16 protein-coding genes are annotated in these 12680 nt (G+C 71.1%); 9 read left to right on the forward strand and 7 right to left on the reverse strand.

All coding sequences use genetic code 11. From position 1 onward, the window contains the following. Positions 1 to 19 precede the first annotated feature (19 nt). Positions 20 to 583 (forward strand): rhodanese-like domain-containing protein, encoded by a 564-nt coding sequence (locus tag CP970_RS43285; RefSeq protein ID WP_150494693.1) that lies wholly within the window; start codon positions 20 to 22, stop codon positions 581 to 583. A gap of 9 nt (positions 584 to 592) precedes the next feature. On the opposite strand, the gene CP970_RS43290 is transcribed toward CP970_RS43285, so the two are convergent. After that, positions 593 to 1390, reverse strand: coding sequence for a phytanoyl-CoA dioxygenase family protein (locus CP970_RS43290; protein ID WP_150494695.1), 798 nt, complete (start codon positions 1388 to 1390; stop codon positions 593 to 595). Positions 1391 to 1509: 119 nt separating this feature from the next. Between CP970_RS43290 and CP970_RS43295 the strand changes: the two genes are divergently transcribed. The 3 genes from CP970_RS43295 to CP970_RS43305 all read left to right on the forward strand — a co-directional run bounded on the left by CP970_RS43295 (position 1510) and on the right by CP970_RS43305 (position 3329). After that, positions 1510 to 2268: a helix-turn-helix domain-containing protein gene (locus CP970_RS43295; RefSeq protein ID WP_191095027.1), complete on the forward strand. Its 759-nt coding sequence runs from the start codon at positions 1510 to 1512 to the stop codon at positions 2266 to 2268. Positions 2269 to 2355: 87 nt separating this feature from the next. Continuing rightward, entirely contained in the window at positions 2356 to 2730 is a 375-nt protein-coding gene (locus tag CP970_RS43300) for a PadR family transcriptional regulator (RefSeq protein WP_150494699.1), read from the forward strand. Beyond that, on the forward strand, positions 2727 to 3329 hold the full coding sequence (locus CP970_RS43305; protein ID WP_150494701.1) for an HAAS signaling domain-containing protein: 603 nt from the start codon (positions 2727 to 2729) through the stop codon (positions 3327 to 3329). Before CP970_RS43300 ends, CP970_RS43305 begins: the two co-directional genes overlap by 4 nt. A gap of 30 nt (positions 3330 to 3359) precedes the next feature. Here the strand turns inward: CP970_RS43305 and CP970_RS43310 are convergent, their stop codons facing one another. Continuing rightward, positions 3360 to 4049, reverse strand: a complete 690-nt coding sequence (locus CP970_RS43310; RefSeq protein ID WP_055550675.1) for a nitroreductase — start codon at positions 4047 to 4049, stop codon at positions 3360 to 3362. A gap of 102 nt (positions 4050 to 4151) precedes the next feature. On the opposite strand from CP970_RS43310, the gene CP970_RS43315 reads away from it, so the two are divergent. Continuing rightward, entirely contained in the window at positions 4152 to 4754 is a 603-nt protein-coding gene (locus CP970_RS43315) for a TetR/AcrR family transcriptional regulator (RefSeq protein WP_055550673.1), read from the forward strand. Here CP970_RS43315 and CP970_RS43320 read toward each other — a convergent pair. After that, on the reverse strand, positions 4745 to 5725 hold the full coding sequence (locus tag CP970_RS43320; RefSeq protein WP_055550671.1) for a LysR family transcriptional regulator: 981 nt from the start codon (positions 5723 to 5725) through the stop codon (positions 4745 to 4747). The two genes, CP970_RS43315 and CP970_RS43320, sit on opposite strands and share 10 nt — an antisense overlap. Before the next feature lie 104 nt (positions 5726 to 5829). On the opposite strand from CP970_RS43320, the gene CP970_RS43325 reads away from it, so the two are divergent. The 3 genes from CP970_RS43325 to CP970_RS43335 all read left to right on the forward strand — a co-directional run bounded on the left by CP970_RS43325 (position 5830) and on the right by CP970_RS43335 (position 8302). Then, positions 5830 to 6723: an NAD(P)H-binding protein gene (locus tag CP970_RS43325; protein ID WP_055550669.1), complete on the forward strand. Its 894-nt coding sequence runs from the start codon at positions 5830 to 5832 to the stop codon at positions 6721 to 6723. 70 nt (positions 6724 to 6793) lie between these two features. Then, a complete protein-coding gene (locus tag CP970_RS43330) occupies positions 6794 to 7171 on the forward strand; it encodes a darcynin family protein (RefSeq protein ID WP_055550689.1) in 378 nt (125 codons plus the stop codon). 78 nt (positions 7172 to 7249) lie between these two features. Next, positions 7250 to 8302, forward strand: coding sequence for an NAD(P)/FAD-dependent oxidoreductase (locus CP970_RS43335; RefSeq protein WP_055550667.1), 1053 nt, complete (start codon positions 7250 to 7252; stop codon positions 8300 to 8302). An 18-nt stretch (positions 8303 to 8320) separates the two neighbouring features. On the opposite strand, the gene CP970_RS43340 is transcribed toward CP970_RS43335, so the two are convergent. Continuing rightward, complete coding sequence (locus CP970_RS43340; RefSeq protein WP_150494703.1) at positions 8321 to 9379, reverse strand: DUF6461 domain-containing protein; 1059 nt, start codon at positions 9377 to 9379, stop codon at positions 8321 to 8323. Positions 9380 to 9612: 233 nt separating this feature from the next. On the opposite strand from CP970_RS43340, the gene CP970_RS43350 reads away from it, so the two are divergent. Next, positions 9613 to 10125: a hypothetical protein gene (locus CP970_RS43350; protein WP_055550663.1), complete on the forward strand. Its 513-nt coding sequence runs from the start codon at positions 9613 to 9615 to the stop codon at positions 10123 to 10125. Here the strand turns inward: CP970_RS43350 and CP970_RS43355 are convergent. From CP970_RS43355 to xdhC, 3 genes are all read right to left on the reverse strand, one after another. After that, the gene (locus CP970_RS43355; RefSeq protein ID WP_224059072.1) at positions 10104 to 10874 is read right to left on the reverse strand and encodes a sulfite exporter TauE/SafE family protein; all 771 of its coding nucleotides are present in this window, start codon (positions 10872 to 10874) and stop codon (positions 10104 to 10106) included. The two genes, CP970_RS43350 and CP970_RS43355, sit on opposite strands and share 22 nt — an antisense overlap. Positions 10875 to 10912: 38 nt before the next feature. Then, a complete protein-coding gene (locus tag CP970_RS43360; protein WP_079043715.1) occupies positions 10913 to 11710 on the reverse strand; it encodes a GntR family transcriptional regulator in 798 nt (265 codons plus the stop codon). A 69-nt stretch (positions 11711 to 11779) separates the two neighbouring features. Continuing rightward, on the reverse strand, positions 11780 to 12679 hold the full coding sequence (gene xdhC / locus CP970_RS43365) for a xanthine dehydrogenase accessory protein XdhC (RefSeq protein ID WP_079043714.1): 900 nt from the start codon (positions 12677 to 12679) through the stop codon (positions 11780 to 11782). Position 12680: the final 1 nt, after the last annotated feature.

Raw genomic sequence — 12680 nt, forward strand, 5'->3', positions numbered from 1 at the left:
CCAGCGAAGGAAAATCCCCGTGGCACCCACCACCCTCACCGCCGACCAGGTCCACGCCCGCCTCCACGAACTGACCGTCGTGGACGTGCGTACTCCCGGCGAGTACGCCTCCGGCCACCTGCCCGGCGCCCACAACATCCCTCTCGACCACCTCGACGCGGCCCTGTCCGCCTTGAAGGCCGCCGCCGAGCGCGGCGACCTCCTCGTCGTGTGCGCCTCCGGCGCCCGCTCCGGGACCGCCTGCGAGCGCCTGGCCGGCCAGGGCATCAACGCCGCCACCCTCACCGGCGGCACGACCGCCTGGACCGAGCACGGCCACGACACCCACCGCGCCGTCGGCACCCGCACCGCCTGGGCCATGGAGCGTCAGGTCCGCCTCGCCGCCGGATCTCTCGTCCTGACCGGGCTGCTCGTGGGACGGCGCTGGAGCGCGGCACGCTGGCTGTCCGCGGGCGTCGCGGGAGGCCTGGCCTTCTCGGCCCTCACCGACACCTGCGGCATGGCGGCGGTCCTCGCCAGGCTTCCGCACAACCAGCCCAGGGCCGCCGACCTGGACGCCACACTCGCCGCCGTGGCCGGCTGACGTGTGAGTTCAGGTGTCACCGCAAGGACCGCCGCCGCTCGCCGCCGCGATCATGTGGTCGGAGCCGTCCGGGGCCACCAACGGCAGGTACCACGACGCGATCTCCACGCTGCTCCGCGGCACGTAGTGGAAGATCAGCGAGCGGCGGAACCGGTCGGCCGTCGTGTTCGGCAGCGAGCCGTGCACCAGAGACCCGTGGAAGAACAACACGTCGCCGGGGCGCATGGACGTCCGCACGGCACGCGTTCCGGCGGGCGGGCGGACCAGCCCCGTGGTGAAGGACTCCTCGGCGTCGGCTTCCTCGGGACACACCACCTCCATGGCGTGCGAGCCGGGGACGACGGACAGCGCTCCGTTGGCGGCGTCGCAGTCGTCGACGGCGATCCACGCGGCGAGACACGTCTCCGGATGGGCGCGCAGGAAGTAGTTGTCCTGGTGCATGGCCTGCCCGCGGGCGGTGGGCGGCTTGAAGTAGAACATCGACTGCGCGCCGTGCGCCGGGCCGATCAGCCGCTCCACCACGTCGAGCAGGCGGCCGTCCGTCATGAAACGCCGTGCCAGGCGCCCGACTTGGAGATCGGTGCGCCGGTGCGGCTGCATGAACCGCGGGTAGCGGGACAGGATGTCGCCGGGCGCGAGGCCGTCGTCGGCGCCGAGCGCCGCACGGTCATGGCGTACGAAATCGGTGAAGGCCACGCGGACGGTGTCCATCTCCTCGGCGGTGAACAGGCCGTTCACCTGGATCACCCCGTCCCGGCCGTAGACCGCTTCGCTCGCCGCGGCGTGCTGGGGTCGCAGAGTCGTCATGGCGTCGATCGTGTCCCCGCCGTACGGGACACGGAATGGAGAGGGCGGGCGAAGACATGGACGATGCTGTCGCTACGGCGCCGCCGCGGGTCGATCGTCTGCTGCCCGGAAGGTTCGCCATGGGTGGGGACTACGCGACCAGGCGGCCCCACGGCACATCGGACTGGCTGCTGATCCTCACCGTCGACGGCAGCGGACGGTTCGGGGTCCCCTCGGGTCCGGACCTGACGGTGGACCGGCACTCGGTCGTGTCCCTCGCGCCCCGGACGCCGCACGACTACGGCACGGCTCCCCGCGCCGACGGATGGGAGCTCCTGTGGGTGCACGTGCATCCGCGCCCGAGCTGGCCGGGGCTCCTGGACTGGCCCCAGGTCGCGCCGGGCGTCCGGCGAATCGACCTGCCGCCCGAGCTGGCCGGGCGCGTCGCCGCGGCACTGTCCCGGGCCGTCACGTTCCATCACGGCCGGATGCGCAACGCGGCACTGTTCGGCATGAACGCCGTGGAGGAAGCGCTGCTCTGGTGCGACATGCGGCGTCCGGACGGCGACCGGCTCGACCCCCGCGTGCTGTCGGTCGTTGAACATGTGAGCGGACGGCTGGCCGAGCCGCACAGCGTGCGGTCGCTGGCCGCGCTCGCAGGTGTGTCGCCGTCACGGCTGTCACACCTGTTCACCCGGCACCTTCATGTGGGTGTGATGGCCTACGTCGAGCAGCAGCGGATCGCGGCCGCCAAAGACCTGCTGGAGGTCTCCTCCTTCGCCGTCGCCCACGTGGCGGCACGGGTCGGCTATGCGGACCCGCTGTACTTCTCCCGTCGCTTCCGCCGCTTGGTGGGGCAGTCGCCGACGGCATACCGCGCGGCGCACGGGGAGAGCTGACCCGCCTTCGATGCGCCTCCTCCGGTCTCCCCCCTCTTCAGTACCCCCCTTCCTGACCCACTTGCCCCACCAGGTATCTTGCATCGCATGGAACCAGGTGATTCGACCAAGCAGGCCCGGGCCGCGGCCCAACTGCGCAAGGGCGTCCTGGAGTACTGCGTACTCGCCCTGATGCGGGACCGCCCCCGCTACGGCGTCGAACTCCTCCACGCCCTGGAGGACTCGGGCGCCCTGGCCACCAGCCAGGGCACGGTCTATCCGCTGCTCTCCCGGCTCCGCCGCGACGACCTCGTCACCACCACGTGGCAGGAGTCCGCCTCCGGGCCGCCCCGTCGCTACTACGCCCTCACCGACAGCGGCCGGGCCGCGCTCGACGAGTTCACCCGCGTCTGGCCCGGCTTCCGCGACGCCGTCGACGCCTTCCTCTCCACCCCCCACCCCTCCACCGGAGACCTCGCATGAAGACCTCTGCCGATCCCGTACGCGACTACCTCTCCGCCGTCGAGCGCGAGACCTCCGCGCTTCCCGCCGACCGTCGGCAGGAGCTCCTCGCCGATCTCGCCGAACACATCGAGGTGACGCGCGCCGAGCGCCCCGACACCGCGGTCGGCGAGGTCCTGGCAGAGCTGGGAGACCCTCGCACGATCGCGGCGACGGCGCTGGCCGAGGCGGGGAACGGGAACGGGGCTGCCGGGGCCCCGGTCCGGAGCGACGTCGGCGCGCCCGTCCGGCGCGGCAAGGTGCACCCCCTGGTCCCGCTCCTGATGCTCGCCCTGTCGATCCCCTTCTTCATGGTCTTCCCTGACCAGCCCGGGCCGTTGTTCGGCATCCTGGCCCGCATCACCGGCGCGATACTCCTGTGCACTTCGGTGCACTGGACCGCCGTCCGGAAGACCACCGGCGTTCTGCTGGCCGCCGTCCTGCCCAGTGTCGTCATCGCCAGCTGGAACCTCTCCAGCGGCGGTCCGACGGGCGACGGCCCTGCCTTGGCGGCCAACCTGGCGATGATCGCCCTGATCGCGGGTACGGGAGCGTGGCTCTGGCGGGTTCGCCGCGCCTGAGGTGTTGGCGGGGCGTGGAAGGGAAACGCCCTATCCGTGGAAGGCGGTCGTCGTTTCGAGGGCCGCCCGCTCGGCTGTGACCCGGTTCACCGGAGCGCTCGCGTCGGCGTAGCCGAAGGAGACGCCCACGAGCAACTTGCCTTCGTCGACGCCGAGTTCGGCGCGGATGGTGTCGCCGTAGAAGCTGAGCAGGCCCTGCGGGCAGCTGTCCACGCCGTATGCGGTCATGGCCAGGAGCAGTGTCTGCATATAGGCGCCGACGTCGGCGGCCAGGCGTGCCCCGCCGTCGCCGGTGACGAACAGGAACGCGGCATGCGGTGCGCCGTAGAAGCGCAGGCTCCGCGCGTCGTAGGCCGCGCGCGCCGCGTGGTCGTCAGGGGCGATGCCCAGCGCTTGGTACAGGCCGGTGCCGAACGCCGTCCGTCGCTCCTGGTGGACAGGGGCGTACATGCCCTCGGAGTAGGGGAAGTCGACCGAGGTGCGCTGCTCGGCGTGGGCTGCCTGGAGGGCGTGCGCCAGGCGTTCGTGCCTGGCACCGCTGGTGACCTCGACGCGCCAGGGCTGCGCGTTGGAGTTGGACGGTGCGGCGCCGGCCAGCGAGAAGATCGCGCGCAGGGTGTCCTCGGGGACGGCTTGTGGCCGGAACGCGCGTGTCGCGTGGCGGCCGCGTATCAACTTCTCCGCGTAGTCGCTCAGTTCGGTGGAGACCGGTGCGTTCACAGAAGAACTCCTCGACGACTCGTAGGTAAACGAGACCGTTTACCTGCGAGTGACCCTAACAAGCCGCCCGCCCTTAAGTAAACGAGTACGTATACTTCCCTCATGACTACGGTGCCTGCGACGTCACGACGACAGGGGCGCGGGGGACGCGAACGCATCCTGGCCGCCGCCGCCCAGCTGTTCGCCGCCCAAGGGATCAACGCGACCGGCATGGAGCAGGTCGCCGAGCAGGCGCCGGTGTCCAAGCGCACCCTCTACGCGCACTTCCGGACCAAGAACGACCTGGTCATCGCCCACCTGCGCGACCTCACCTCGACCGGGCACACCCTGGAGAGCGCGCTGACCCGCGAGGACGTCCCCGCGCGCGAGCGGATCCTCGGACTGTTCCGCCAGCCCGCGCCGGACTCGACTCCGGTGCGGGGATGCCCGTTCATCGACGCCGCCGCCGAATTCCCCGACCCGCACAGCGACGTCCACTCCTACGCCCGCGAACAGAAACTGCTGATGGTACGGCTGGTCACCGCACTGGTGACGGAACTCGGCTGCCGCGAGCCCGCAGCGCTCGCCGAGCAACTGGTCACCCTCGCCGACGGGGCCGCCAGCCGCGCCATGGTGCTCGGCGACGCGGACTACGGACGCCACGCCAGGGCGGCGGCGGAGATCCTCCTGGACAACGCTCTGCCGGGCGGTTCGGCTCAACGCTGACCGTCGTGCTCCGTGCCGACCTCAGAAGCCGCTTCCGGTGCACGGAGAGCGCGGCGCACGGTGGAGCGGAGCCAGCGGTGGGCTCCGTCGGCCGTGTGCCGGGGATGCCAGGCCATGCCGATGGCCAACGGCGGTAGTTCCAGGGGGATGTCGAGGAGGTGCAGCCCGAGGGCTTCGGCGTCGCGGGTGAGGGGTGAGGGGGCGGCGCCGGGGAGTGCGGCGGGTACGAGGCAGACGACGTCGCTGCGGGCGGCGAGGGTCATCGCGGCCAGGTGACTGGGGAGGACGACGCTGACCCGCCGATGGAGGTTCCGCTCGGACAAGGCGGTGTCGAGGGGGCCGGTGAACCGGCCGCGACGGCTGACCGTGACGTGTTCGGCGGCCGCGAACCGCGCTGGGGTCAACGGCCCTTCGGCGAGCGGATGTCCGGGCCGGACGGCCGCCACCATGCGGAGGCCGACCAGTTCCTCGACCTGCGTCTCGGGGTCCACGTGGTCGATGGACCCGATCTCCAGGTCGATCCGGCCGTCGCGCAGGGCGGGCCCGGCCTCCAGCTCCTCCGCCCTGATCCGGAACGAGACCCCCGGCGCCTCCCGTTGGGCGAGCCGCAGCAGCTCGGGGGCCAGCGCCGCGCAGACCAGGTCGGCGGCCTGGAGGGTGAAGGTGCCGCGGAGGCTTGCGGGGTCGACGCTCGTGCCCGGACTGAGCAGTGCGCCGAGGCTACGTACGACCGCGGCGGCCTCCTCCCGCAGGGCCAGGGCGCGTGGGGTGGGAACCATGGTCTGTCCGGCCCGGACCAGGATCGGGTCCTGGAGGACGCGGCGCAGCCGGGCCAGGGTCCGGCTCATGGCCGCGGGCGAGGTGTGCAGACGCGCGGCGGCGCGCGTCACGCTGTGCTCGGCCAGCAGGGCGTCAAGCGCGATGGCGAGATTGGCGTCGATGACGGGATCCGGGCTGCTCACCAGCATCATTCCATTTCAGTCAATGATTCCGTGCCGAAGTTCCCATTGTGGCAGCACGGAGATCCTCCGCAGGATGAAGGACGTACCGAACCGGCACGACCTGCGAGGTTTCCTTGATCGTCATTACCGCTCCCACCGGGAACATCGGCCGTCACCTGCTCACCCGGCTCCTGGCGGCCGCCCCCGCCGCGGGCGAGGAACTGCGCGTGATCGTGCGCGATCCCGCCCGGCTTCCCGACGCGGCGCACGGCCGCGTCGAGGTGGTCACCGGCTCGCACGCGGAGCCCGATGTCCTCGACCGGGCCTTCGAGGGTGCGGACGCCGTCTTCTGGCTCGTCCCCCCGGACGCCTCCCTGACCCCGCGGGACGCCTACAGCGGTTTCACCCGCCCCGCCGTCAAGGCGTTCGCCGCCCACGGAGTCGGCCATGTCGTCGGCGTCTCCGCGCTCGGCCGCGGCACCCCGCTCGTCGACCGGGCGGGACTGGTCACCGCCACCCTCGCCATGGACGACCTCATCGCCGAATCCGGCGTCGCCTACCGGGCCCTGGCCAACCCGTCCTTCTTCGAGAACCTCCTGGAGGAGGCCGAATCGATCCGCGAGCAGGGCGTCTTCACCGACGCCGCCGACGCCGACCGCAAGGCTCCCCTCGTCGCTGTCGCCGACATCGCGGCGGCCGCCGCCGACCTGCTGCTCGACCGCTCGTGGACCGGCACCGACAGCGTCCCGGTCCTCGGACCGCGGGATCTGTCCCCCAACGACCTGGCCCGCATCATGACGGAACAGCTCGGCCGCCCCGTCCGCTACGAACGCCAGCCGCTCGACGAGCTGTACACCACCCTCCTCGGCTACGGCCTCAACGAGGCATTCGTGCAAGGCGTCGTCGACATGAAGCGGGCCAAGGACGAGGGCCTCGACGCCGGGGTCACCCGCACTCCGGACACCACTGGCGCCACCAGCTTCGAGCAGTGGTGCGCCCAGACCCTCAAGCCCGCCGTCCTGTCCTGAAGTTCGGCATCCGTCCCGAAGTCCAGCGCCCGTCCTGAAGTCCAGCACCTGCCACATGGGAGGCATCCTCATGTCCGATCCGACGCCCGCTGACAAGTCCGAACCGCCGGTCACGGCATTCATCCTGGTCAAGACCACACCCGAGTGGCTCGCCCTGACCGTCCAGGAACGCGTGGACGCCTTCACCACCCAGGTCATCCCGGCCATCGAGGCCAAGACCACGGGCGTCCGTTCACGCTTCTACGACACGGAGTTCTACTCCGCGCGCGTCACCGACGTCTGGGTGTGGGAAGCCGAAGACCACCACGCCTACCAGCTCCTGATCGACGCATTGCGCGAAACCCCGTTCTGGGACCGCTACTTCGAGGTCGTCGACCTCCTCGTCGGCACCGAGAACGGCTACGCCCGCACCTACGGCCTCGAACCCGTCGCCACCATCGCCACCTGACACACCTCCCGCCCCTGCCGATACCCTCTGGCTGGTTGGCGGCCGGAGGGCATCCGCACGGCTCAGCGAAGGGACCTCATGTCAGGCGTTGTCGTTGTCGGTGCGGGCATCGTCGGCTCCTCGGTGGCCTACCACCTGGCGCGCCGCGGCGTCCCGGTCACTCTGCTCGAGCAAGGAACCACAGCGGCCGCCGGGGTCACGGGAGACTCCTTCGCCTGGATCGGCGGTTCGGTAGGCGACTGGCCCGGCGGAGCGCATGACCTTCGTGAGTACGTCCTGGCGGACTACCGGCGACTGGAGGCGGAACTGCCCCAGGTCACCATCCGCTGGACCGGCTCGCTGTCGTGGGCGGCCGATACACCGCCTGCTGGCGCACGGCTGTGGCCAGGCCAGTCGCGCATCGGACGAAGCGACATCGCGGCCCTGGAACCCAACCTGCGCGACCCACCGGGCCAGGCCGTCCACACCCCGGGCGACGCGGGCGTCGACCCCAGGGCCTTGACCCATGCGTTGGTCTCCGCAGCGGAGGCCCACGGAGCAACTGTGCTCCGGGAAACCGCCGTTACGTCCTTGCGGCTGGTCGACGGACGCGTCGGGGGAGTGGTGACGTCGACGGGTGTCCACGCCGCCACAACCGTCGTGCTCGCGGCCGGAACCAACATCCCGGCGCTCTGCGAGCCGCTGGCGGCGCTGGCCGCCGACCTGCCCATCGCCGCCTCCCCGGCCACGCTGGTGCGGGTCTCGGCACCGCCGGGCCTGGTGAAGACCATCGTGGACGCCCCAGGACTGGAGGTCCGAGAGATCCGGGACGGCGAACTCCTGCTGCCCCTGGGACACGCCGAAGGCAGCACGGCACCGGTCGAACTGACCGCACAAGATGCGCTGCGGCGCCTGAAGAAGGCCTTCCGCGGCAGCGACGAGTGCCGCTTGCTGGGCTACCGCACCAGCCGCCGCCCCATGCCCGCGCACGGACCCCTCATCGGATACGTGACACACGATCGATCCGTCTACGTCGCCGCCACGCACTCCGCCATCACCCTGGCGCCCACGGCCGGACGGCTCATCGCGGACGAACTCGTGACCGGCAGGCGGGCCCCCGAGCTACGGCGTTGCCGCCCGCGCGCTCTCTGACGTCACTTACCTCGCCGTTCAGGCCCGTCGTTGTACCGCGTTGTGTAGATGGTCGACCATCCAGAACTCCTTGACGCGTTCGCCGTCACCCGTCATCGCCGTGACCAGGGAACTCAGGATGTCCGGAAGGCAGTCGGCCGGGGTGGGCAGGTGTGCTGCGACGCACTGCGCGAGAACTCCGAAGACGATGGCCTGCCGGAAGACGCGCTCGGAGGGGCGCTCCCACTCGGGTTCGAACTCATCGGGCTCATCGACTCGTAGCGTGTGGGCCCGAGCGTGAGCCGTATCGCCCGCGGTGGTGAGTTCGTCCCGCAGCCGTACCCTCGCGGCAGCCGGAATCCTGTCCGCCGAAAGGGCCGCGACAGCCAGTGGATGGTCACGCAAGTCGGCGTGGTCCAGCGCCAGTCGCAGTGCGTGCAGGCGCATGCGGGCGAGCTGTGCGGGTCCCAGGTCCGTCAGGTAGCTCACGAACGGCTCCCGCTTGAGCAGCGGCGAGTCCACGAGCCCTTGCCCCAGCAGGTACTGCGGTACCGGCGTGATGGGTATGGCGCGGTGCGGCCCTCGTACCCATGCCTCGTCGAACCGCGCGCCCGTCGCCCGCTCGACCGCCGCGAGCCCCGAGCCCCAACCGGCGTCGACTCCCAAGGGCAGGCCCTCCAGCAGGGAGTCCCAGGCGTCGGGGCGCGCTCCGTACGGATCCTCGGGTACGACCATGTCGAGCACGGCAGAGAGCAGTCCGTCCTCGGCCAGGCTCAGTCGGGACACCGCGTTCACGTTCCAGAAGGCGCTGGCGGTGCGCCCCAGGCGGGAGAGCGGGCGCAGGACCTCCTCGCGGGACCCCTGGTAGCCGTTGCCCTCCACGACGACGACAGCCGGTCCCGACCGGGAGACCAGGATGAGGTCTCCCTCGTCGTAGTCGCGCAGTTCCTCCAGGTTCATGGGGCGGGCCCGCTCGGGATCACCGCCGAAGAGCCGGATCACGTCTTCCTCGTCGGCGCCGCACACGGCCGTGAACGTGGCTGCCTCATCGAGCCCCAAGTCGGTGAGGAGGCGGTCAAGGTGCTGGGGTGATGTCATGCCGTGGATTGTCGCCGCCCCCACTGACAACGAGGCCTCGGCACCGGGCTCCAGGCGGGCGGGGTCAGGCTGTTCCGCCAGATTGCGGTCGGCGGTGTACGGGGCCCAGGCGGCGAGCTGCGCGGGTTCGGTCAGCGCGGCCCACACCTTGTGCGGCGGGTGGTGCAGGTCGCGGGTGAAGAGCTGTCAAGGCATACACCCTGTGAAGGCCGAAACCGTCGTACCGTTGGCCCGTGGGGAACGTATTCGCCGGTGGAGAGAGAAGCCTGTACCTGTCCAACGGCGGTACAGAAGTGTTCGTCGACGTGCTGATGCTGGCGGTCTCCGATCTCGCCGACGACGTGTGGGACCACCGCTTCGCGGCTCTGCTGACGCTGCAGGACCAGAACGTGATGGGGCGAGGCGCTGTCGGGTTCGACCTGCGGGACATCGCCTGGGGCGCGTCCGCCGCCGACCGCGCCCGGTCGAAGGACTTCGTACTGCGCGCCACCGCACTCGCGCTGAGCGGCCACCGGTGGGACGAACTGGGGTACGAACCGCCCTTCGCCCGCGACTACCTCCGCCAGTTCACCTACATGGTCACGTCCTTCGTACCGACCGAAGGACCCGATCCGGGCATGGGCTTGCCGGGGCCGGACGACCGCGCGGTGGCCTCCTGCGCGCGGCACCGGATCCTCAGCGCGCTCCCGCACTGGCAGGGCTGCTTCCTCTGCAACCGTCCCTGTCAGGAATGGAACGCGAGGTAAGGAGCCAACAGCAGGAGCATTCCGATGAGGGCCGTTTTGAGGCGCTGCGCGGGGACGAGGCGGGCGATCTTCCAGCCGATGAGTACGCCTGCCAGTTCGGGCACGCCGATGAGCGCGGCCAGCGGCCAGTTCACGTCGCCGCCGAGCAGATAGCCCACCGTCCCGAGCGAGGCGATCACCACGGACTGGGCCTGGGCCACGGCGAGCGCGGGCAGGACGGGGAGCCCGCAGAGGACAAGGAGCGGCACGGCGAGCATCGGGCCGCCGAGCCCGAAGAGCCCCGCGGCCGCCGAGACCACCAGGCCAAGCGGTACCGCGACCTTGGCGGGCAGCGGCACAGGGCCGGTCCCGTCGTCCCCGACACGGCGTACACGTCGTTCGCGGATCCACGTCAGGACCGCGGTGACGGTCACCGCCGCGGCGAGCAGGACACCGAACGCCCGGCCCGCGACCGCGTCGTTGAGCAGGACTCCCACAGGCGTGCCCACGAGGGCCGTGGTGCAGAGGAGCAGGGCGGTACGCCGGGTCGACGGGTCGCGCAGTTGGCCGGAGCGTACGTACGCGGCGGTGCCGAGCGCCCCGGTCGCGACATGGGTGGCGATGGCGGTACCGGCCACCGAAGCGGGGGACAGGCCGGTGAACAGGAACATGCCGATGGTGGGCAGCACGCCGCCGGGGCCGACCGCAGTGATGCCGATGCCGCCCGCCAGGCCGAAGAGGGCGAGGACCACCGCCGTGGACGTGTCCACCTGAAAGGCTCCGTTGATCGCTCCGTCAATCGCTCCGCTCATCGGGACCCCCGGTGCAGGGCCGTGCTCAGTGTCAACCGGTCGGCGCGGACGCGCAGTGACTCGGCGTCGACCGGGCGTCCGTCGGGCAGGTGCGTGAGCCGGTCGATGGCGAACAGCGGCGCACCGGCCGGGATGCCGAGCAGGCCAGCCGAGTCACGGTCGGCGGTGATGGCGTGCACGGTGACGTCGGCGTACCCCAAAGGACCGCCGATGACCTCCTCGATGAGGTCGAACACGTCGCGCCCGGCGAGATCGCGCTCCAGCAGGGGCGTTCCGATGTCCGGGGCGAGCCACGTCGTATCGACGGAGAGGGGTTCGCCGTTCAGCCGTCGCAGTCTCTCCAGGTGGACGGCCGGGCTGGTGTCGGGCAGGCGAAGGCGTTCGAGCGCGGAGCGGGGCGGCGCGGCCACCAGGTGCGCGACGCGCACCTCGTTGCGGACCTCGCCGTACCCGTGCAGCGTCTCGGCCAGGCCGGTGAGCCGGTCGAGTCCATGACCGTACTTCGCGGTCACCACGCGGGTGCCCACTCCCCGCTGACGGGTGATCAGTCCCTCGGCCCGCAGGAGATCGAGCGCCGCACGGACCGCGTTGCGCGAGCCGTCCAGGCTCCGGGCCAGCGCGTGTTCGTCGGGCAGTCGGCCCTCCTCGAAGGCGCCGCCGATGATCTGCTGGCGCAGCATGTCGGCGAGCCTGCGGGCGCGCTGCGCACGCGAGTCGGAGGAGGCGTAGGCCGCTCCTGGCGGCTCACCCGAACCGCCACACCCCACGTCGCCCCCGGTCTCCTGTCCGTGCATGGCTCCACCGCCTCCTCGTCGTAGGCCGTGACCGGCCTCGGATACGGCGGCGACGCTACGTCCCCGTCATTACGCCGGAGTTACGCCACCCGATGTGACCTGCGGAAACGTCTGACCTGGGGGAACGTCGAAGCCGGGGGCGGCAACGCCTGGGTGGTGGAGGTTCCCCTCGGTCTCGAACGTGCGCAGCAGATCCGCTGCGACGCTCACGGCGATGGTGGCGGGTTCCTTGCCCGTGATGTCGGCGAGGCCGATCGGGGTCTTGATCCGGTCGATGGTGGCCTCGTCGTGACCTCCCTCGGTGGCGAGGCGCTTGCGGAACCGCACCCACTTGGCCGCGGATCCGATCAGCCCGATGGATCCGAGCCGCGTGGTGCGCAAGGCGGCGTCGCACAGAGCGGCGTCCTCGGCGTGGTCGTGGGTCATGATCAGGACGTGCGTGCCGTGCGGCAGCTCTTCGAAGACCTCCTCGGGCAGCAGCGGCGTGTGATGCGTGTGCACCTGCGCGACCGCGTCCGCCAGCACGTCGAGCCGCTTCTTGGTGAGCATGTCGGACCGGCTGTCGATCAGATGGAGGTCGAGGTCCTGACGGGCCAGGATGCGCGCCAGTTCGAGGCCGACATGTCCGACGCCGAAGATCGCGACCGCCCGTACCACCGGCAGCGGTTCGAGCAGCACCGACACCGTGCCGCCGCAGCACTGCACACCGTGCCGGTTGGTCACCTTGTCGTTCAGGGCGAAGTCGAGCAGCTCCGGTTCCGGCTTGGACGCGCCGATCATCTCCCGGGCCCGGTCGATCGCGACGGCCTCGACATTGCCGCCACCGATCGAGCCCCACGTCTCGCTCCGGCCCACGACGAGCTTCGCACCGGCCGCGCGCGGGGCGTGGCCGCGTACGGTCGCGACGGTCACCAGCACGCCGGACTCCCGGCGTGCCCGCAACCGCGCGACCGCGGCGACCCACGCCATG

Origin of the sequence: Streptomyces kanamyceticus (genome assembly GCF_008704495.1) — a bacterium.
Lineage (GTDB): Bacteria > Actinomycetota > Actinomycetes > Streptomycetales > Streptomycetaceae > Streptomyces > Streptomyces kanamyceticus.

What these genes read in the sequence shown, in the direction of transcription:
- CP970_RS43290 (WP_150494695.1), bottom strand. Translation starts at nt 1,390, where the DNA reads ATGACGACTCTGCGACCCCAGCACGCCGCGGCGAGCGAAGCGGTCTAC.
- CP970_RS43295 (WP_191095027.1), top strand. Translation starts at nt 1,510, where the DNA reads ATGGGTGGGGACTACGCGACCAGGCGGCCCCACGGCACATCGGACTGG.
- CP970_RS43300 (WP_150494699.1), top strand. Translation starts at nt 2,356, where the DNA reads ATGGAACCAGGTGATTCGACCAAGCAGGCCCGGGCCGCGGCCCAACTG.
- CP970_RS43305 (WP_150494701.1), top strand. Translation starts at nt 2,727, where the DNA reads ATGAAGACCTCTGCCGATCCCGTACGCGACTACCTCTCCGCCGTCGAG.
- CP970_RS43315 (WP_055550673.1), top strand. Translation starts at nt 4,152, where the DNA reads ATGACTACGGTGCCTGCGACGTCACGACGACAGGGGCGCGGGGGACGC.
- CP970_RS43320 (WP_055550671.1), bottom strand. Translation starts at nt 5,725, where the DNA reads ATGATGCTGGTGAGCAGCCCGGATCCCGTCATCGACGCCAATCTCGCC.
- CP970_RS43330 (WP_055550689.1), top strand. Translation starts at nt 6,794, where the DNA reads ATGTCCGATCCGACGCCCGCTGACAAGTCCGAACCGCCGGTCACGGCA.
- CP970_RS43335 (WP_055550667.1), top strand. Translation starts at nt 7,250, where the DNA reads ATGTCAGGCGTTGTCGTTGTCGGTGCGGGCATCGTCGGCTCCTCGGTG.
- CP970_RS43340 (WP_150494703.1), bottom strand. Translation starts at nt 9,379, where the DNA reads ATGACATCACCCCAGCACCTTGACCGCCTCCTCACCGACTTGGGGCTC.
- CP970_RS43360 (WP_079043715.1), bottom strand. Translation starts at nt 11,710, where the DNA reads ATGCACGGACAGGAGACCGGGGGCGACGTGGGGTGTGGCGGTTCGGGT.
- xdhC (WP_079043714.1), bottom strand. Translation starts at nt 12,679, where the DNA reads ATGGCGTGGGTCGCCGCGGTCGCGCGGTTGCGGGCACGCCGGGAGTCC.